Here is a 19,514-nt window from a genome sequence, read left to right on the forward strand (position 1 = left end):
GGAAATTTTTGTAGGAGCCCACCGGCCTAGTCCAGCCTCGCTACCGCATCCTTCTTAGTCCGGCTTCAGGGGTTTGACCACCGGGCCGTCCTGCCCCCCCGGTATCGACTTCAGGGGCGCCCCGTTGAGGGTGACCCGCTGGAATTTTACGTCCGCGTACTTGTTGGGGAAGGCGGCCGTCTCCGCCCGGGCATCCACATTTTTGAAGGTGATGTTGGACACCTGATCGGTCGGATTGCCATTCAGCACGGCAAACTGCTTGCAGTCGACCTTGACGTTGGAGATAGTGATGTTGCGGATAATGCCAAAGGGTTTTTCCGCGCTGCCCGCCATGTTGAAAAACTGCGTCCAGGGCGAGAGCGTGACAATGGTGCCGCAGCGGCCGGTCACATTGTCGATGGTGATATTCTCGTACACCTGGTAGGTGTCGGGGCGCATTTTGAAAAGGAGCAGGGGACGGTCGTTATTTACCTTGCAGTTGCGTACCGTGATGCGGTTGGCGTGAATGCATTCGCTGCCCATGGTTACGGCCGCGTGCACTTCCCCAAAGGTTACGTTCTCCACCAGCACGTCTTCGATGGGTCCGTTTTCCGGGAGCTTATGGGCATTGGGCCCCTTGCCCCCCTTCATGACGATGCCGTCGTCGTTGACGGAGATGTAGCAGTTGCGCACGGTTACTTTCTTGCACACGTCAATGTCCACGGCATCGGTGCTCGGGGCCTTCACCGGGCGGAAAGGGGAGCGAATATCGCAGCCCTCAATTAGCACGTCGTTGCACTGGTAGAGGTGGGTGGTCCAGAAGCCGGCATTGTGGAGCTTCACGTTCTGAATGATCACGTTGTTGCAGCCCCAGATAAAGAGCAGGCGGGGCCGGTGCACTTCCAGGTTGGTGGATGACTTGCCCAGTTTCTGCATAGAGTCCCGGTGGGCCCAAAAAGCTTTCCAAAACTTCAGTCCATTGCCGTCGATGGTGCCCGGGCCGGATATGCGGAAGTTATTGACCTGGTAGGCGTTAACCAGGGCAGCGTAGTAGTCCAGGCTCTGGCCTTCCATGCGGGAGGGAATCAGGGGGTAGTGAGCGATGTTATCGGAGCCTTTAAGCTTGGCGCCGGCCAGCAGGCGCAGCTGGGTTTGGGGCTTGAAGAACAGGGCTCCGCTCAGAAATACTCCCCGGGGAATGACCACCGTGCCGCCGCCCTCGGCGTGGGCTTTATCAATAGTGCGCTGAATGGCGGCGGTGCTAAGCTGGGTGCTGTCCGTGCCCGCCCCGAATTGGGTGATAAGGTATTCTTTGGGGGGGGCGCCTTTCCGAAGAGCGAAGTCCGCCGGGAAAGGCAAAGAGAAAGCGGTGAGCGCCAGAAGCAGCAGAGCCAGAAGAACTTTCATAGGATGAAGAAAAGGGTGCAGGAGCAAAGAAGCGGGTTTTAAGGAAGAGCACCGTTCTGTAGTTACCTGCTAGCTACCTTTTAATAGGCCTAGCCTAGCTGGCAGGCATATTCACTGGCCCCTTAGGATCAGTTAGGTAGCCTAGCGTGGGGGCCCCAGAGGCAAGCCAAGGCCCTTCCTGGCCTTTGAACAGCAACTCGCCCGGGGGTACGGGCAGAACCATTTGCCTCAGGAAGAAGAAGCGGGCCGTTTTGCGGCAGCAAGGTGAATCGCCAGTTAAAGGTAGACCAGACGTAGCTGCCGAGGCCACCCTAATGAGGGTACGGAAATTGCCAAGCAAACTTCGTAGCTTAGTTGACTCTCTCCTTAAACGCCGGAGGCGGGCGGGAAATGCGCCCCCCAGGGAGCTGTCTTCCTGCGGGCTGACGCAACTAACTGAATCTTTCCGGTCCGTGACTCCGCTCGCTTCAACTCTTCTGCTCCGATGCACTTCCACTTTGCTTTATGCCCGGAACTTCACCGCCGAGCGAGGCTTTTGCTCGCGGGGCTGAGCCTCGCCGGACTGGGAACCTGCACCCAGGACGAGGCCCGGCTGCCAGCGCCACCCCTGCCCGGCTCGGCCCAAAGCGCCGTGGCCCCCTACCCAGCTACTTTCGGCTACGGCTGCAACCTAGGCTACTACGGCCCGGCCTGGACCGATGAGCAGCTGGCCGCCGCCGCCCGCGCCGCCGGCAGCACCACCCTGCGCGTCACCTTACCCGAGCAGTTTCTGGCCCAGTGGGGCGACTCCGTGCGCCGCCCCACCTTCGCTTACTACGCCGACTCCCTGGACCTGCGCGAGTTGGTGTGCTTTGTGGGCGAGCCCGCCCCGGCCCACCGCGACCCCGTGGTTTACCCCGGCTGCCAGGAGCCCTCCAAGCTGTTTGCCAACCTCTATGAGCCTATCTGGAACCCGGACAGCACCATCAATCCCAACAACTACTACGCCCAGTACATCTATAAGCTGGTGCAGCTCTACGGCCGGCACGTGCGGGTGTGGGAGGTAGTTAATGAGCCCGACTTTATCACCGGCACCAGCAACGAGGAGTGGACCAGGCGCGCGCCCCACCCGGCCGAAACCGTCAACTTGCAGGCGCCCATTTACCGCTACATCCGTACGTTGCGCATCACCTGGGAAGTGGTGAAAAAGTATGCGCCCGAGGACTTTGTCACGCCCGGGGGCCTGGGCTACGCGGAGTTTCTGGACGCCCTGCTGCGCTACTCCGACAACCCCCGCGACGGGACCCTGACGGCCAAGTACCCCGCCCTCGGGGGGGCATTTTTTGATGTCCTGGACTACCACGTGTATCCCTCCTACTACCTGCGGCGTCGCGCTTGGCTTCGGGGGGGGCAATTTGAGTATGCCCGCCACTCCGATGGGGCCGCTGCCCAGGTGCTTAGGCATAAAGCGGCCATGGAAGCTGTGCTAAGCAAGTACGGCTACGACGGCAAGACCTACCCCCGCAAACACTTCCTGGTCTCGGAAACCAACATCAGCCGGCGGCCGGCGGAGTGGCGCCACGGCTCGGACGAGATGCAGCGCAACTTTGGCATCAAAGCCCTGGTGCTGGCCCAGAAAAACGACATCCGCCAGCTCCACTTCTACAGCTTGGCCGAAACCGCCGCCGCTCCGCCGGCCGGCACGCCGGTTTCGGGCACCGCAGAGTTTCAGCTCATGGGCCTCTACGAAAACTTTACCCGCGACTTGCCGGGCCAGCAAAAGCTGACCCCGCTGGGGCAAGGCGTGCAGGGCACTGCCCACCTGCTGCGCGGCCTGGCTTACAACGCAGCCCGCACGGCCGCCCTGAGCCTACCCCCGGCGGTGGAAGGCGCCGCCTTCGGAGATGATGCCCGCGCGGTGTACGTGCTCTGGGCCCGCACGGCCACCGACCAGAGTGAGGCGGCCCAGGCTACCTTTTCCTTTCCGGCGGCCTGGGGCCTGGACCGGGTGCGGCAGTACGCTTGGAACCATGCCGCCCCCCCGGGCCCGCGCCCCACGGTACGCGCCGCCCGGCAGATTCCGCTTACGGGCACGCCCACCTTTTTCACTGCCTACCCCGCCGACTCCGCCCAGCCCAAGCCGATGGCCCGGCACCGCGGAGACAAGAGTTTTTGACCTTCAGGGCTTTGGGTTAAGTCAGCAAATCCCTGGGCAGGATACTGACCAAACTTACCTGCTCCAGGTAAGACGGACCGGCAAGCCAAAAACCTATACTTATAATTGCGGAGCAACCGCTTAGCTTCGCCCCTGCAAAAGGCTGGTACACCTACTGGTTTTCTTCCCTATACTTTTAACCGACGGGCATGCGTAGCGGTGCCATGGATTTAACGTGCTATCCCACCGCCTGCCAACCGAAAAGGCAGCGGTAAAAAAGGGTCCCACCCCCGCCAACGCTGGTTCTTGTCCCGGCCAACCTCTGCCCTTCCGTCGGGGATCAATGCCCCCTGGCCCCCTGGGTTGCGCCTCCTGCTCAGCATGATAAACTTCCTAAGCCCGGCCCCGGCCCCGCGCGAGGCTGCTGGCATCAAATCAACCTTTAGACTTTATGAAGAAAAATCTACGCCTGGGGCGCGGCTGGCTGGCCGCTGCGCTAAGCTATCTGCTGCTCAGCCCTAGCTACGGGCAAACCACCGGCGAGCAGCCGGTGCCTATTATCTCGGCCACCCCTAGCGTCGCCACTGGCCAGGACTACTCGCCTTGGCTCGACGACAACCCCGACAATAAGGTGCAGGACAGCTGGCAGCCGGCAAACTTTCAGTACGTGGACGTCACCCTGCGGCTAAGCCAACCCACGACGCTCAGCCACCTGTCCTTGTTCGATTTCCAGGGCGTGTTTACGGATAAACCCGCTACCATTTATGCCCAACAAGGCACCCAGCGCACCCTACTGGGCACTTTCGATGGATCCCAGTATAATCAGTGGGTTGACTTGCCCGGGGCGGGAGGCGTACTGGCCGAGGCCATTGTCATTCATAAGTACTGCAACAATATTCCAGCTAAAATCCGGGTGTTTGGTCAGGCGGGGGGCGAAACTCCGACTCCTACCCCTTCGCCGGCCCCACCTCCCACGCCGGCGCCCGCTCCTACCCCAACGCCTACCCCCGCGCCGGGGGGCAATTTGCCGGCCGGCAGCAAAATTCCGGTCGACGCCGCCCGTTGGTACCAGCTAAACAACGTGGGCAACGGCCTGGCGCCTCTCTTCGACGGCTCCACGGCCACGACGGCCACTACGGGCTGGGGCAAAATACTGCCCACCTTCGAGGCGTATTATCCTTTGCATCCGGGCGAGGCAATGACCCTAGAAAGCATCCGGTTTTTTGACGGGGGCGGCAGCAACCCCCACGACCCCATGACTTTATCGGTCATCACTGATACTTGGCAGCGTATTCCGGTGGCCACGTTTATGGGGGAGCAATACAACCAGTGGGTAGGGCCTAATCCGGCGCGGCCCCAGGAGTTTCACCTGCCCTCGCCCCGGTCCAATATCCGTTACTTGGTGCTCACGGCCTCCTGGGCTTACCCCACTGAACTAGAGCTATACGGCTCCTACGCCCCCGGCTCCCCTCCGTCGGCACCCGACCCCGCCGCCCTGGCCCAGCAGAAGCAAATCAAGCTGCGCCAGCAGCTGGGAGTTAATGCCTTTGAGTGGGACTTCGCGGACCCGAACGCACCCAGCCAGATTGACGAGGCCCGGCTGGCGGCGGTGAAAAACTTCACCGGCATCCGCCACTACCTCGATTGGGAAAAGCTGGAGCTGACCGAAGGCAACTACACCTTCAACCCCACGCACCGCGGGGGCTGGAACTACGACGCCATTTATGAGCGCTGCAAGGCGGAGGGCCTGGAGGTGCTGGCCTGCCTGAAAACTTTGCCCCCCTGGCTGCTGGCCACCTACCCCGAGGGGGAGCGGGACCTGGAAAATGTGCCTGTGCGCTACGGGCAGGATTTTGCTGACCCCCGATCCTACCTAGAGCAGGCCCGGGTGGGCTTCCAGTTCATGGCCCGCTACGGCTATAACACCAGCCTAAATCCGGCCCAGGTGCGGGTGAATGCCGGCACGCGCTGGGGCGGCGACGGCGTCAACCAGGTGCGCATTGGCCTGGGGCTGATCAAGTACATTGAGTGCGAGAATGAGCGGGATAAGTGGTGGAAGGGCCGCAAAGCCTACCAAACGGGTCGGGAGTACGCCGCCAACCTCTCGGCCTTCTACGACGGCCACCGCAATACCATGGGGCCAGGTGTGGGCGTCAAAAACGCCGACCCCGCGGTGCAGGTGGTCATGGGGGGGCTGGCGTCGCCCAACCCCGACTACGTGCGGGGCATGATCGACTGGTGCCGGGAGTTTCGGGGCCTGCGCCCTGACGGCTCGGTGAACTTGTGCTGGGACATCATCAACTACCATTTGTACGCCAACGACGCCCGCTCCTCCCAAAGCGGCAACTCCACCCGCGGGGCCGCGCCCGAAGTGTCGGAGGCCGCCCAGGTGGCTCGCGACTTCGTGCGCCTGGCTCACCAGCAGGCCGGCGGCATGCCCGTCTGGATTACGGAAACCGGCTACGACACCCACCCCGGCAGCCCGCTCAAGGCCGTGGCCGTCGGCAGCCGCTCGGTGCTGGAAACTCAGGCCGACTGGCTCCTGCGCACGGCTTTGCTGTACGCCCGCTGGGGCGTGGAGCGGGTATTTTTCTACCAGCTCTACGATGACAAGCCGGGCGATGCGGTCCAGTTCAGCACCTCGGGCCTGGTGAACCAGGACAAAACGCCCAAGCCCGCCGCCGACTTTCTGCGCCAGGCCGCCCAGCTGCTGGGCGACTACACCTACAAGGCCACCATCAGCCAGGACCCGCTGGTCGACCGCTACGAGCACGGCAATAGTACCGCCTACGCCCTGGTGGTGCCCGACGAGCGGGGGCGCACAGCCTCCTACACCCTGGAGGTGGGCGCCGACTCGGCCCGCATCTACCGGCCCCGCGCGGGCCAGGCCACCATGAGCCTGACCCGGGTGCGCACCTCGGGCGGGCGCCTGCAGCTGACGGTGACCGAGACGCCCACGTTCGTGGTGGTCGCGGGCGCGCCCACGGCCGCCCCGGCGCGGGCCGCCCGCCAGCGGGCGGGCCAGAGCGCCGACGCCGCGGCGCCGCCCGAGCTGACGGTGTACCCTAATCCTTTTGCCAGCCAAGCCACGCTCGCCATCACCTCGCCCAAGGCGGGGCCGGTTACCCTGGCCGTGTACGACGCCCAGAGCCGACTCGTGCGCCGCGTTTTCGCGGGCACCCTGGCCGCCGGGGAGCAGCGGCGCTTCACCTTGGCCGGCCAGCAGCTGGGCGCGGGCATTTACCTCGTGCGCCTGGAGACGCCCGGCCAGGTTGTAAGCCAGCGCCTCACCTTTATGCCCTAGGCGGCGGGAGCTGCATTGGCCGGCTTTCAAGCATTAAGAAGCGGAAAACCCGGCTGCCTACGATAATGCATGGCTAGCCGGGTTTTTTGCGCTTAAGCCCTGGGGGCTTTTTACCACGAAAAAGCCCCCAGGGCTTAAGCGCAGGTAACAGTCTAAGACTTGCTGGGTCGCAGCTTATGAAACAGTCCCGCGCCGCGCCGTACTACCTCCTCGAAGGCGCGGGGCAGGATACTCTGCAACCGCAAAGGCAGGTAGCGACCTAGCACCAGGTAGCCGTATATCGTGCTGACCAGCAGGGTGAATACCGAGGCCAGGGCTGCCCCGTACACATTGCCGGTGAGCTTGATGCAGATAATGTCGGCGGCCACGTTTACGCTCAGAGCCAGCAGCACTTTCACCAGGTTCAGGTGGGGCTTGTTGATGATGTCGAGGGTGACGCCCAAAAACCGCTCGAGGGGATACAGCAGGGCCGAGCCCAGCATGAGGCGGTAAATCAGGGCGGCCTCGGTCGTGACGTACTTTTCGCCCCCCACCACGCTCACCAGCACGTCGGCCAGCAGGCCCGCGCCCACGGCGATGGGCAAGAACAGCAAACTCAAAAAGCCGATGTAGCGCCCCATGATGGCGGCGACTTCGGGCTCGCGCTGCCGGTTCATGGCGGCCGACATGCTGGGCATGGCCGTGGCCAGGCCGCTGCGCAAAGGAATTTCGAGCATCTCCAGCAAGCGCATGGGCAGGTTGTACACGGCCAGGGCCGCCGGGCCCAGCATGAACTTGATGATGAAGGTATCGGAGCTGCGCAGCAGGTTGGCGCACAGGTAAGTGCCGAAGCTGTACTTGCCGAAGTGGAACACCTCGCGCACGGTGGCGGCGGTGCGGTGCGGCAGCGCGCCCAGGCGGGCCCACCCCGCCACCACGGACACCACGCTGGTAAGCAGGGCGCTCAGCACGAAGGCCCCCATAACGGTCGGCAGGCTGATGCGCTCGAGCAGGTAAGCCCCGAACACCAGGACAATAAAGGAGCCCTGGTTGAGCAGGCGAATGTAAAGAATGGAGTCGAAGCGCTGCTCGGCCTGCAGCATCCAGGTCGCCACGTTGAAGGGCAAGGTCACGGCCAGGGCCACCCCAAACCACTGCACCAGCACCAGCACGCCGGCGTCAGAAAGCCCCCCAAGCAGCGGAAGGGCTAGCAGGTTAAGAACTAAAAAGCCCCCCGTAACCAGCAAGCCCAGGTACCAGGCCGCGCCGGCCACGGCCTGCTGCCGGGCCGCGTCAGCGCCGGCGAAAAACTTGATCAGGGCCGTTTGCAGCAGGCCCGTGCGGAAGGAGTCGAGCAGCAGAAAGGAGAACTGAAAAAAGACCCAGTTGCCCATGTCGGCGGCGGCCAGAAAGCGGTAGAGCAGGCTATAGGTGAGCACGCTAAATACCGCCATGACCCCGTTGCCGGTCAAGGACAGAAAATGCCGGTTGGTGAAAAACGCCCTCATGCCCGGGCGGGACTAAGGTGAGCTTCCCGGGGGGGGCGCGCCGCCGCGGGCGGGGCGTGGCGGGCGTAGTAGGCCTGCACGGCCGCGTAGATCTTGGCCACGCTGTTTTCCCAGGTGTGGGTGGCGGCCAGGGCCCGGCGCTGGGCTTGGCGCACGGGGCTGTCTTCCAGCAGAGCCCGCTCAATCAGCTCCACGTACTGCTGGCCGGAGTCGGCTAGGTAGGTGCAGGCGGCAAACTCGCCCATGGCCTGGGTGCGAGTAGCTACGACGGGCTTGCCCTGGGCCAGGTACTCGTCTACTTTGCGCGGGTAGTTGCCGATGGTCAGCTGGTTGAGCACTTGCGGATTCAGGCACACGTCAAAGTGCTGGATGTAGGCCGGCAGCTCGGCGGGCGCTTTGGCGCCCAAAAAGTGGACGTTGGGCTGTTGGTGCAGCTCGCTGGCGCGGAAGGCCTCGTCCTCGGGGCCCACGAGCACCAGGCTCCAGGCCGGGCGCTGCCGGCTGATGTGCAGCAGGGTGTCAATGTCCAGGCGGGCGCTGACCAAAGCGCCCACGTAGCCGATCAGGGGGCGGGGCAGGGCCTGGAGGTCGGCGGGCCGCGCCGCCATGGCAAGGGCGGCGGGCGCCACGTCGCAGCCCTGGCCCACGTCGAAGGAGAAGTGGTTGTACTGCCGGCAGTAGTCGGCCAGGTAGCTGGAGTTGGCCACGCACACGTCGCTTTTGATGATGAGCTCGGGCTCCAGGCGTTGGCCGTGCTTGCGCCAGTAGTCGGTGGCCAGCATGTAGTCGCGGGAGTAGTACACGCTCACCTCGGGGGCAAGCAGCTCCTTTAAGTGAAAGCTGCGGAAAATGTCGTTGTCGTTAAACAACATAAAGTCCCGGAAGCCCAGCTCCCCGAGGCCCCGCCGGATGGCGGCCGCGAAGCGGCGGTTGTTGACCTGGTTGCAGAAGCGGTAGAAAGCCGACTCGGGCAGCCAGTTAATGGACTCCAGGATGCAGTCGGGGTTGAGCACCCACAGATTATCGCTCACCGCCTGCAGGCCCTGCTCCTCCCCTCGCACCACTCGCTGCCGGGTTTGTACTTCCGCCAACTGGCGCCCCCGCCACAGGGTGTTACGGTCCAGGGGGGCATTGACGTAGAGCACGCGGTTGTGGCGGCTGAACTCCCGGGCAATGTCCTTGCAGTTGCTGCCAATGGGGGTGTCCCAGGGCTGCTGACCTACAATAACAATGTCACGGCCGTGAATTAGAGGTACCATGGGGCGGGAAGCTTGAGGGAGTGTGGAAGATATTAGGCAAGGTTGAGGGCGGGCTGGCGTCTGGGCAGCAGTTCGCGGTCAATGCGGTCGAGAATTTTCGCGTCCTGGTCCAGGTCAAACTTGCGGGCGTAAAGCTTGGGCGAATCCGCCAGCCGGGAGAAATCCGCCTCGGTCAGCGTTTTGGGGCTGGCCCCACCCGCCGACCAGTCGGTGTAGCGGTAGTTCTCGTTGACTATGCGGTCGCGAAGGGGTGAATTCAGCAAAATGGTAGGCAGCAAAAATTCATCCGACCCCCAGGTAAACTGGCTGAAGCGGCGCACCTGCGGATGGTCGTCCAGAAACTGCACTAGGTAAGCGGCGCACTCCCGGCTCATCGTCCACCAGCCCCCGTCGGGTTTGCCGTAGAGGGTGTAGGGCAGAGGAAAGCGGCGTTTGGGCAGCACGGCATTCAGCACCGCCTGCAGCCGGTACTGCCCCCGAAACTTGAAGTAGGTGGTGTGGTAGCGCTCCACGCGGACGATGGCGTGTTGCCACCAGGCCGAGCCCGGCTCCTGGGGCTCGAACGCCATAAAGGATTTCCCCCGGTGCGAGGCGAGCAGACGGTGAATAGCAGCGGCGGGCAGTAAAGGGTAATCCTGCCCACTAATCAGATTGATAAAGTCATAGGGCATGCCCGTGGCCAGGATATCGCGGGTGCACTCCACGATGGCCCGGGTGAGGCGGTAGGAGCCCCAATCCACCTGGAAGCGGCGGGGGGCAAAATAAACGTGGGGCTGCTGGGTTAAGTGGGCAAAGGCGCGCTGGTCTGACTTCTGATCCAGGTGCAGGTAGCAGTCTGCCTCCTCGTGGGCTAGGGCCGCGAGCAGGCGCTGAACCTGCGCGGGGTTTTTGTGCGCTAAAATCAGGTGGGCGATACGCATAACTTCTTGTTTTTATAGCTTATAAAGCAGTTTTGGGCAGGGCCGGCACGCCCACCGGCTGCCGGGTCGCTTTTTCCCAGGCCGCGGGCTGGGCCTTGCGCAGAAAGCGCCAGAAGCCGGCAAACGCCGCCGCGTTCATCATGCAGAAATACAAGGCCACCACTAGCCCTTTCGGGCTGCGGCCCGCCCGCGCGGCCTGCCAGCCCAGCCCCGCTGCCGCGTAGAACAGCCCCTGCCCCGCCAGCAGCAGGGCATAGATTCCGCCCTGCTGGGCGGCCAGCACCGCGCACAGCGGCAGCAGCAGCGCCAGGGCCAGCGGGGCCAAGCTCCAGCGCAGCACCCGGTGGGAGACGTAGAGAAACGTTACCAGCGGCCGGCGCGGCACGAGCAAAGCCCGCAGGCGCACCATAGATTGCCAGCCCCCCGCGCAGATGCGGACCTTGCGCTTCCACTCCTCCGCCAGGGAGGTCGAGGGGTCCTCGGTGGCGTAGGCCCGGGGCTCGTACTCCACCCGGTAGCCCCGCTGCACAATGCGCAAAGACTGCACAAAGTCGTCGAGCACGGTGTCGGCCTCGAGGGGCTGCACGAGGTCGGTGCGGAAGGAGACCAGCTCCCCGGCCGCGCCCATCAGGCTGTAGATGCGCGAGTCGCAGCGCTTAAGAAAGGATTCGTAGCGCCAGTACAGGCCCTCGCCGGCCCCGGACGCGGAGGCAAGTGGGTTGATTTTTTTCTCTCCCGAAACGCCCCCCACCATTGGGTCCTGGTAGTGCTTGACCAGCTCACGGATGGCGCTGGGGTTCAAGTTGGTGTTGCAGTCCGTAAACACGACGTAGGGCGTGGTGACGTGCTCCATGGCCCGGTTTTCGGCCACCGATTTGCCGGCCCTTACGGGGGAGTGCAGGTGCCAGATGCCGGGGTAGCGGGCCAGAATTTGGGCGGAGTGGTCGGTGGAGCCGTCGGTGATGAAGAGCAGGCGGAGCTTGTCGGCGGGGTAATCCAGGGCCTGGCAGTTGGCAATCTTGGCGGCCAGAATAATCGCCTCGTTATAGGCGGGCACGACCAAGGTAACGTCGGGCTCGAAGCCCGGTAAGGCGGCGCGCGGCCCCAGCGCGCGGGCCCACAGGCCGGCTAGCACAGCGTAGCCCAGGTAAGTATACGCCAGTACCGCTAAGGCCGCCCAGCACAGAAATTCTAGCACAGTCATGATAAGCTTGTTTCGATGAGCACTCCATCCGCCAGGGCGTAGCCTGACTGATTAGGTTGGTTAGAATAAATCGGATTCGTCTTCTGGTTCAGGCGCGGGGTGGGCTTGCAGGCCCCGGATAACGCCCCAGAGCAGGCAAGCCAGGGCCGGCAGGGCAATGATTTCAAACGGCATCGCGCGGGGGCTATTTGGGCAGGTGAATGGGGGCCTCGTGCATTTTGTGCGGAGTCGCCAGAAAGGCCGTCTTGGTGCGGTTGATGCGGAATAAAGCCAGCACCATGCAGACTATGGCGTAGGGCAGGCGCAGGACGGCGTGCAGAAGCTGCTGGTTATACAAACGGGCCGGCAAGGACACCAGCAGCGTAAAGGCCAGCAGGGCCAGCAAAGCGGCCCAAAACAGGACGGGCGGGCCCACCGGCAGCACCAGGGAAAAAAGGAAAAACACTCCCAGCACGCCAATAAGCAAGGTGCGCGGCACCAGAAAAGTCTGGACGACCTTATTGAAAAACTCCCCGTTGCCTTCCCGGAGTAGAAGGCGCACCCCTTCCCCACTGTACTTTTTGAGAAACTCCAGCTGGGAGGCCAGCCAGCGCGTGCGCTGCTGGGTGAAGACCTGGGCATTCTCAATCTTCTCGTCGTAGACGTAGACCGAGTCCAGGTAGCAGATTTTCTGCTGGTCGCGGGCAATGCGGAAGTCCAGCTCCTTGTCCTCACCCACGGTCTCGCCGATGCCGCTGAGCAGGCGCCCCAGGTAAGCAAAGTCGAAGGCCATGCCCGAGCCGATAAGGGCCGAGGACAAACCTACCGCGAAGGGCCCTTTACGGTAGATGTGGTTGTTGATTTCCTCGTTGCAGGCGTCGAGCAGGGCAAAGGCCGTGTTCTGGTTTTTGGCCGTCCGGTGGGCTTGCACGACTTGGTAGCCGGCCCCCAAGGCCGCGTTGAGGCTGGTCAGGCAGCCCGGCCCCATGAGATTGTCAGCATCCAGGACCACGGCAACGTCGTACTGGTCGGCAGGCAGCTGGGTTAGGGCGTGCAGCAGAGCCTTGCCCTTGGTGCTGCGCTCAAACTGCACCGGAATAACGGTGGCGCCTAGGCGCTTCAGCGCCCGGAGAGTAGCTGCCTGGAGGCCGTCGGCCACTACTACCACCTCGCGCGTGCCGGCGTAGGCGTGGGCCAGGGCCGCCTGGGCGGTTTCCACAATCACGGCGTCGGCACGGTAGGCCGGAATGAGCACGCACATGCGCCGCAATTGCCCCCCAGCCTGAGCGGCAGGCGCCAAGAATGGCAGACGTACCCGGCGGTGGCCCGCCAGGGCGAAGAACAGCAAGTACAAACAGTTGAGCAGCAGAAAGGCGCCGACGGCGTAGAGCAGGCCGTTGGCAATAGTATAGATGACGGTCATAGATTTTTGCTTATCAATGTGTTATTCACTCTCACCAACCGGCTAGCTGTAAGGGGAGTACTGCATATGCCAGCGCAGCCCCCGGCCCAGGGCGCGCAGGTGGTCCCACTCGCGGTGGCGGGAGAACTGCACGGCTTTTTTGGGCAGGGCCGCGGCCAGAAACACGACCATGCTGGTCAGGCGGGCCCAGCCGTTGCAGTTGCGCCGGATAAAGAGCAGGCGGTTGCGGTTCATGTAGTAGGTCTTGAGCACCGAGGCCTTGCCCACCGACATGGACTCCTTGTGGTAGACCCGGGACTCGGCCACGTAATGGCAGGTGTAGCCCGCGCGCTTGATCATCTCGCACCAGTCCAGCTCCTCGTAGTAGAGAAAGTACATTTCCGGCATTTGCCCCACGGCGTCCACCACCCGGCGCGGCACCATCATGGCGGCGCCGTCGGCGAGTTGGGTGGGGCCGGAGTGGTTGTGCTGGCCCTGGTCGGGCTCGTACTGGCCTACCGTCACGCTACGCCCGGTCCAGGTGTTGACGCCCCGCGAGCCGGCGTACTGAATGACGTCGTCGGTGCCGTAAAACAGAATCTTAGGCGAGGCAATGCCCACCCGGCTATCTTCCTCAAATAAGCGCACCAGGGGCTCTAAAAAGCCCGGGTCCACTTCCGTGTCGTTGTTGAGAAATAGCAGGTAGTCGCCTTTCGCCTGGGCGATGCCCAAATTATTGCCCCCCGCAAACCCCAGATTCTGGGCTGAGCGAATCAGCAGTACTTCCGGGTACTGCTCGGCAATGAGGCCCGGATCTTCGGTGGGCGAGGCGTTGTCCACCACGATAATCTCCACGCGCGGGTAAGTGAGCGCTCGCAGGGAAGAGAGCAGCGCACAGGTCACGGCGGCCTGGTTGTAGTTGATGGAAATGATAGAAACCAAGGGAGTAGCCATAGCTAGAGTTGGGGGGAATTTGCCGGGCGGGGCGTGTCGAGCCGGGGGCCGGCCAACACGAAAGCCCAAGTGAGGTAGACGATCAGGGCGGAGGGCATGAAGTTGATGACCTCGTTGCCGTAGCTGGAAAACAGGCTGCCGGCGAAGCCCGCCGTGAGCGCCAGCAGCTTTACTTTCAGGTGCTTATCCCGGATTTTCCACACGATACCGCAGCACTTGCCCAGCAGGTAGAGCTGAATGCCCAGCCACAGGATAAAGCCGATGATGCCGTACATGGCCCACACCTTCACCCAGTAGCTGTCGGGCGGAATGGCGGCCAGGGTGCTGCCGGCGTTGTACTTGGTGCCGGTGTTGCCGATGGAGCCCACGCCCCCCCCGAAGGGCCGGCTACTGAGGTAGTCGCGCAGCACGAGCTGGTTTTGCAGGCGCACGTTCAGGGAAGCATCCTGGGGGTCGAGGGCCGTGCGCATGCGGTAGATGCTGTAGTTGGTGTTACCGATGGTGGTGTATTTGAGCACCCCAAAGCCGCCTAGCACCAGCAGCCCGCCCAGCACGAGCGCCTTGATATTCTTACTCACCAGCAAAGCCACCCCCAGGCCCACGCCCAGGGAAAATAAAGCCCCCCGGGTACCCGAAATCAGCATGCCGATAATCAGGAACCCGGCCGCTATGCCCAGCAGCAGGCGCTTCCACTTCGCGTAAGGACCGAGCGCCAACACCAAGGCTACCACGGCCAGATGGGCCTGGGCCGCCCCAAACTGGCCCGCGTCGCTGTAAAAGGAAAACACGCGCAGGCGGCCCCAGAGCAGGTGAGTTTTGGCGTTTTCGTAGAGAAAAGCCTGCTCCCCCGCCGATAAGCCAATCACCTCCTGCTTGATACCGTTGAGCGTGCCCAGCACCGACAGGCCAATAATCAGGTAGAGAAACAGGTTCAGGTCCTGGCGCTGGTTGAACAACAGCAAAGCCAGGGGCACGCTCAGGGCCCAGTAGAGGGCCGTGCTGCGCATTTCCTGAAACCAGCCCGCTATGCTGGCCCCGGCCGGGTTGCCCAGCTCCAAGAAGTTGAACCCCAGCCAGAGCAGAGTCACCAGCATTAGATCAGTGCGCAGCCGCAGCCAGTTGAATCGCTCTTTGTTGAAGGCCACGGCCACCCAGGTTAGCACCAGCAGGCCATCCACGGCCATGCCGTAGGGCACGCCGCCCACTTCCCGCACCGGAATAAAGAGCAGAAAGCAGTAGCATATCAGGGCAATGACGCCCAGGCGGGGTTGCCGGAACAAAGCCAGCCCAAAGGGCCCGGCCAAAGCCAGGGTTACCAGCAGGCCGGGCACCACCAGCCCCGCCCGCGCCGTCAGCCACCCCACCACGATGGCCAGCCCCAGGCCGAGGGGCCAGAGCAGCTTTTTCAGGGGCGGGCTGGAGAAGGTAAGAAGCTGATTCACGGGAAGATGGCAGGCATAAAAGAATTGGGGTGGCTTCTGACTTAGCGAAGAATCTAGGCAAGGAGGAGCCGGACCGGCCAGCGAAGGCTGGGGTAAGCGAAGGGTGAAGGGGGTTGAGTGGTAGGCTAGGTAGCGCCCCTTAGTTGAAGAGCACTGGGGGGCTTTTTAGGAAGTTTAGGAAGAAGCATGCAGCAGGGCCTGCTCGGGGTGAGCGGGCAGGGCGGGGTGCGGGTAAGCCCCCAGGGGCCGGGCCTGCTTGCCGATGAAGTCGGTCACGTAGTCGGGCAGCACCCCGTTGAGCACCAGCTCAATGGGCGAGCGGGCGATGCGCTTGATGTTGTCGAAGATGGTGCGGTCGGCCTGGTGCCAGGCCCGGTCGGCGCGCACGGCCACCAGAATCAAATCCAGGTCCTGGAGCAGGGAAGCCGGATAAGCCGACTCCAGCAAAGCCGGAAACTCGATGATGACCACCGTGTCCGGAGTGGTGGCCTTGCCGGTGAAGTCGGCTACCGTGGCGCCGGGGGCCAACCCCAGCAGGGGCGAGTAAAACCGACTTCCGTTCTGGTCGGCCGGGAGCTGGTAGTGGGTGTCGGGAAACAAAGTCAGGGTCTTGAGGCGCATGGCCCGCAGGCTGGCGGCCAGGCTGGCGCACACGGCCGTCTTACCCTCCCCGCTCTGGCTGCTGAGCACCCCAATCACGTAGGGCTTGTCGGGTCGGGCCTGCTGCTGAAACTTGAGCAGGAGCTGGCGGCCCAAGTGGTCGGCGGCGCGCTGGGCGTTCAGGCGCTGCGGCTCCGTCAAGTTGTCGGTTTTGGCCAGGATGCCCGCCACGGGAAACTTCGTGGTCCGGGAAGCCACGGTGGGCTGCTGGAGGGAATTGTCGAGCAGGCCGGCCGTGGCCAGCCCCCCGCTCAGCAGCAGGAAGGCGCCCAAAAAGCCCCCCACCATGAGCAGTAGGGTTTTAGAGCTGTTGGCGTCCAGGGGAAAGTAGGGCGGATCAATGACCCGCAGCTGGGAGGCCAGCACGCCGTTTTGCTGGGAGAGCTTGCTTTGCTTGGTGCCCTCCATCTGGGAGAGGTACTCCTTCTCGGCTACCTCTACCTCGCGGCGGAGCTTGCGGATTTCGGCCCCCAGGGGCACGAGCTGGTTGTAGTGGCTGGCCGAGGCTTCCTTCTGCTGGCGCATCAGCCCAAGCTGGCTGCGCAGGTCGGCCACGAGCAATGTGTTTTTGCTGTAGTCGGCCACCAAGTCCTTGGCCGTCACGCCCTGGGTGGCCTGGGTGCTGCTGTAGTAGCTGTTAACCGTCTCCCCTATTTTGTCGGAGAGCTGGGCGGCCTCCTGCTTTAAGCTGGCCAGGCGGGCGCTGGCGGCCGGGCTGGGCTGAGCCTGGTGGAGCAGCTCCACCTCCGCAATTTGTCCGTTCAGGTCCGAAAGGCGGTTGCGCAGGCGAATGATCTCCTGGCTTTTCAGGTTGGACACCCCCCGCTTGCTCAAGCTGTTTTCCACCGACTTCAGCGAAGAAACGGCCCCCGCGTACTGCATTTGCAGGTCGTTGTACTTGTCCAATGACAGCTGCCGGTCTTCCGTGGAAGCTACGATCTGCTTGTCGTAGTCCACGATGTTGTGCTGCTGGTGGAAGGCCAGCAGGCGCTGCTCGGCCGCCTGCAGGCGCTGGTAGGCTTTCTGCGTGGCCTGGTCGAAGTAGCCGACCACCGACTCATTCTGGCCCGTAAACAATTCCCGGTGCTTGCGGATAAACACCTGGGTGAGCAGCTCCAGGGTTTTCTGGCATACCGTGGGGTCGGCGGCGCTGTACTCAATGCGCACCAGGTCGCTGTCCTTTACCCGGGTGGCATCGATGCGCCACAAGGCCTCCTCCGAAAACTCGGGGTCCTTGGAGTGAATCAGCCGGTAGAGGGGGTTGGCGGGCGTAGTCTGGTAAAAGGCCAGCACCCGCCGCGTGGTTTCGGCCTGGGTGGGGCCCGTCAAACGCTGCTTGAGCTGGGGGGAGAGCAGGCGCTGGTAAGGCGACTCCTTATCGGCCGGCTTCTTCCCCTGCAGGCGGCTTATTAGCTTATGCAATACTCCGGCTTGCGGCTCCGAAGCGAGTGCTTTTCCACCCGCGCCGGCGTCGGTCATCAGGCGCCAGGCCAGCAGGCGCAGGCACACCTCCTGGCGAGTGTCGCGGGAGTTGATGAGGGTGAGCAGGTTGTCGAAGGCCGTGGCCGTGGCGTTCCACCCGCCCCCGCTGTCGTTGTTGCCGCCCTCGATCTTGTAGCCCGAGGCAATGCCGGTGTAGATCACCGTGTCGGAGGTGTACTTCTTGGCTTGGAAGCGGGTAAAGACGTAGATGGACCCGGCCGTGGTGAGCGGGATGAGCAGCAGCAGCAGCCAGTGCCGCCGCAGGCGCCGGAGAAAGTCGCGGGCACTCATCGCTGGGCCATTAAGGTGGTGATGGGCATGCCGATCAGATCTTCCAGCAGCAGCTGGGCCGTCTGGTACTTATTCTTGGCTTCCTCCTGGGCCAGCAGGGCCTTGCCGTAGAAGTCCATGGCCGCCATCTGCTCGTCGACTTGAATCTCGCCCTCCTTGAAGCGCCGATCCGCGATTTTGCGGCTCACGCTGGCCGACTGCAGCGCGTCCTGGTAGTGCTGCAGGGTGGTGCGGGCCAGCATGAGCTGCTGGTAGTGGAGGATAACCTGCGCCCGCACCTCGCTTTCCACCTGGCGGCGCTCGGCCGCGGCCTGGTCCACCACCAGCTCCTGGCGGTGGACCTGACCGCGGCGGTTGACCAGCACATCCAGGGGGGCCACCAGGTTTACGCCCAGGGAGTACTGGGCCCGGGCGCCCTGGGCGAAGGGGTTGAACTGGGAGCGCTGGGGCGTGCCGTCCACGGTGGCAAAGAAGGGCAGGGTGCCGTAGTTGTAGGAGGAGGTGAAGGCCAGCATGCTCAAGGGCTTTTTGCGGGTCATCTTCAGGTCCTGGCTGGCAATGGCCCGCACGGCCTCGCGCTGGGCCACCTCGGCCGAGTGGGTGATGGCCGCCTCGTAGAGCCGGGGCAGCACCAGCTCGGGCGCCCCGAAGAAGTCCAGGGGGGCCGGGGCGCTTTGCCCCCGCACCGTGGAAAGGCCCCCCAGGGTTAGGCCGAGCACTAGCAGGTATTTTTTCATCAGACGTTTTCCTGTTGGATGAGGGCCGGCACCGTCCGCAGCAGTATGCTCAGGTCCTGGCGCAAAGAGTAGGTGCGGGCGTACTCCACGTCGAGGGCGATGCGCTCCTCCTCCGACATCTTACCCTTGCCGCGCTTGCTGACCTGCCAGAGGCCGGTGATGCCGGCCGGGGCGCTGAAGCGGGCCGCAAACTGGTCGGTGGTGAGCTTTTCCGCCTCGTAGAGGGGCAGGGGGCGGTTGCCCACGATGGACATGTCCCCGCGCAGCACGTTGAAGAGCTGGGGCAGCTCGTCGAGGCTGGTGTTGCGCAGCAGGGCCCCCAGGCGGGTTACGCGCGGGTCGTTGGCGATTTTCACGAAGGTGGACTCACTGCCCGCCCGGCGGCGCAGGCGGTAGTGCTGCTCGCACACCCGCTGCCCGTGCTTATCGATGAGCTGGGCGCGGCACTCCCCCCCGCAAGCACAGGCGCCAGCTTCCACCGCCGCAGGCGCGGGCGCGGCGCGCTGATACTGATTTAAGTTTTTGATGGCGGCCAGCTGCTTATCGGCATCGGGGCGCATGGACCGAAACTTCCAGAACCGGAAGATGCGGTAGCCCGTGCCCACCCGGTAGGAGTAGTAAAACACCGGCCCCCGGCTCTCGAGCTTGATGAGCAAAGCCACCAGGGCGAACAGGGGCAGCAGGCAGAGCAGGCCGGCGGCGGCCACCAGCACGTCGAACACGCGCTTGTTCAGGGGCAGGATGCCGGGCGTGGGGGCCGGCCGGGCCGGGGGCCGGGCCTGCAGAAAGCGCCAGCGGGGTAAGAGCTTAAATCTAGCGGGGGCGGCGGGGTAAGCTTGGTTGAGGTAGGCTTCCATGCGGGGTGTTCATAGA

Annotated in this window: 13 protein-coding genes; 2 read left to right on the plus strand and 11 right to left on the minus strand. The window is 63.5% G+C overall.

Annotated features, from left to right (window positions below):
- Positions 1 to 54: 54 nt before the first annotated feature.
- Positions 55 to 1,386, minus strand: coding sequence for a glycoside hydrolase family 28 protein (locus tag ACW9KT_RS20215; protein ID WP_457083789.1), 1,332 nt, complete (start codon positions 1,384 to 1,386; stop codon positions 55 to 57).
- Positions 1,387 to 1,870: 484 nt separating this feature from the next.
- On the opposite strand from ACW9KT_RS20215, the gene ACW9KT_RS20220 reads away from it, so the two are divergent.
- Both ACW9KT_RS20220 and ACW9KT_RS20225 read left to right on the plus strand, forming a co-directional pair.
- On the plus strand, positions 1,871 to 3,541 hold the full coding sequence (locus tag ACW9KT_RS20220; RefSeq protein ID WP_457083791.1) for a hypothetical protein: 1,671 nt from the start codon (positions 1,871 to 1,873) through the stop codon (positions 3,539 to 3,541).
- A gap of 430 nt (positions 3,542 to 3,971) precedes the next feature.
- Complete coding sequence (locus ACW9KT_RS20225; protein ID WP_457083793.1) at positions 3,972 to 6,824, plus strand: T9SS type A sorting domain-containing protein; 2,853 nt, start codon at positions 3,972 to 3,974, stop codon at positions 6,822 to 6,824.
- A 152-nt stretch (positions 6,825 to 6,976) separates the two neighbouring features.
- Here the strand turns inward: ACW9KT_RS20225 and ACW9KT_RS20230 are convergent, their stop codons facing one another.
- The 10 genes from ACW9KT_RS20230 to ACW9KT_RS20275 form a co-directional block, all read right to left on the minus strand.
- A complete protein-coding gene (locus ACW9KT_RS20230) occupies positions 6,977 to 8,311 on the minus strand; it encodes an oligosaccharide flippase family protein (RefSeq protein WP_457083795.1) in 1,335 nt (444 codons plus the stop codon).
- Positions 8,308 to 9,570, minus strand: coding sequence for a glycosyltransferase (locus ACW9KT_RS20235; protein WP_457083797.1), 1,263 nt, complete (start codon positions 9,568 to 9,570; stop codon positions 8,308 to 8,310). Before ACW9KT_RS20235 ends, ACW9KT_RS20230 begins: the two co-directional genes overlap by 4 nt.
- A 32-nt stretch (positions 9,571 to 9,602) precedes the next feature.
- On the minus strand, positions 9,603 to 10,490 hold the full coding sequence (locus ACW9KT_RS20240) for a beta-1,6-N-acetylglucosaminyltransferase (RefSeq protein WP_457083799.1): 888 nt from the start codon (positions 10,488 to 10,490) through the stop codon (positions 9,603 to 9,605).
- Positions 10,491 to 10,509: 19 nt separating this feature from the next.
- Positions 10,510 to 11,694: a glycosyltransferase family 2 protein gene (locus ACW9KT_RS20245; protein WP_457083801.1), complete on the minus strand. Its 1,185-nt coding sequence runs from the start codon at positions 11,692 to 11,694 to the stop codon at positions 10,510 to 10,512.
- A gap of 184 nt (positions 11,695 to 11,878) precedes the next feature.
- Entirely contained in the window at positions 11,879 to 13,096 is a 1,218-nt protein-coding gene (locus ACW9KT_RS20250; protein WP_457083803.1) for a glycosyltransferase, read from the minus strand.
- A 42-nt stretch (positions 13,097 to 13,138) separates the two neighbouring features.
- Complete coding sequence (locus ACW9KT_RS20255) at positions 13,139 to 14,029, minus strand: glycosyltransferase family 2 protein (protein ID WP_457083805.1); 891 nt, start codon at positions 14,027 to 14,029, stop codon at positions 13,139 to 13,141.
- Positions 14,030 to 14,031: 2 nt separating this feature from the next.
- Complete coding sequence (locus tag ACW9KT_RS20260) at positions 14,032 to 15,471, minus strand: O-antigen ligase family protein (RefSeq protein ID WP_457083807.1); 1,440 nt, start codon at positions 15,469 to 15,471, stop codon at positions 14,032 to 14,034.
- A gap of 174 nt (positions 15,472 to 15,645) precedes the next feature.
- Positions 15,646 to 17,904, minus strand: coding sequence for a GumC family protein (locus tag ACW9KT_RS20265; protein ID WP_457083809.1), 2,259 nt, complete (start codon positions 17,902 to 17,904; stop codon positions 15,646 to 15,648).
- A complete protein-coding gene (locus ACW9KT_RS20270; RefSeq protein WP_457083811.1) occupies positions 17,901 to 18,641 on the minus strand; it encodes a TolC family protein in 741 nt (246 codons plus the stop codon). Before ACW9KT_RS20270 ends, ACW9KT_RS20265 begins: the two co-directional genes overlap by 4 nt.
- Complete coding sequence (locus tag ACW9KT_RS20275) at positions 18,641 to 19,498, minus strand: sugar transferase (protein ID WP_457083813.1); 858 nt, start codon at positions 19,496 to 19,498, stop codon at positions 18,641 to 18,643. Before ACW9KT_RS20275 ends, ACW9KT_RS20270 begins: the two co-directional genes overlap by 1 nt.
- Positions 19,499 to 19,514: the final 16 nt, after the last annotated feature.

This window comes from Hymenobacter sp. HD11105, assembly GCF_054051685.1.

Bases quoted from the DNA above. Each gene is read 5' to 3' on its own strand.
- ACW9KT_RS20215 (WP_457083789.1), bottom strand. From the start codon at position 1,386: ATGAAAGTTCTTCTGGCTCTGCTGCTTCTGGCGCTCACCGCTTTCTCT.
- ACW9KT_RS20220 (WP_457083791.1), top strand. From the start codon at position 1,871: ATGCACTTCCACTTTGCTTTATGCCCGGAACTTCACCGCCGAGCGAGG.
- ACW9KT_RS20225 (WP_457083793.1), top strand. From the start codon at position 3,972: ATGAAGAAAAATCTACGCCTGGGGCGCGGCTGGCTGGCCGCTGCGCTA.
- ACW9KT_RS20230 (WP_457083795.1), bottom strand. From the start codon at position 8,311: ATGAGGGCGTTTTTCACCAACCGGCATTTTCTGTCCTTGACCGGCAAC.
- ACW9KT_RS20235 (WP_457083797.1), bottom strand. From the start codon at position 9,570: ATGGTACCTCTAATTCACGGCCGTGACATTGTTATTGTAGGTCAGCAG.
- ACW9KT_RS20240 (WP_457083799.1), bottom strand. From the start codon at position 10,490: ATGCGTATCGCCCACCTGATTTTAGCGCACAAAAACCCCGCGCAGGTT.
- ACW9KT_RS20245 (WP_457083801.1), bottom strand. From the start codon at position 11,694: ATGACTGTGCTAGAATTTCTGTGCTGGGCGGCCTTAGCGGTACTGGCG.
- ACW9KT_RS20250 (WP_457083803.1), bottom strand. From the start codon at position 13,096: ATGACCGTCATCTATACTATTGCCAACGGCCTGCTCTACGCCGTCGGC.
- ACW9KT_RS20255 (WP_457083805.1), bottom strand. From the start codon at position 14,029: ATGGCTACTCCCTTGGTTTCTATCATTTCCATCAACTACAACCAGGCC.
- ACW9KT_RS20265 (WP_457083809.1), bottom strand. From the start codon at position 17,904: ATGAGTGCCCGCGACTTTCTCCGGCGCCTGCGGCGGCACTGGCTGCTG.
- ACW9KT_RS20270 (WP_457083811.1), bottom strand. From the start codon at position 18,641: ATGAAAAAATACCTGCTAGTGCTCGGCCTAACCCTGGGGGGCCTTTCC.
- ACW9KT_RS20275 (WP_457083813.1), bottom strand. From the start codon at position 19,498: ATGGAAGCCTACCTCAACCAAGCTTACCCCGCCGCCCCCGCTAGATTT.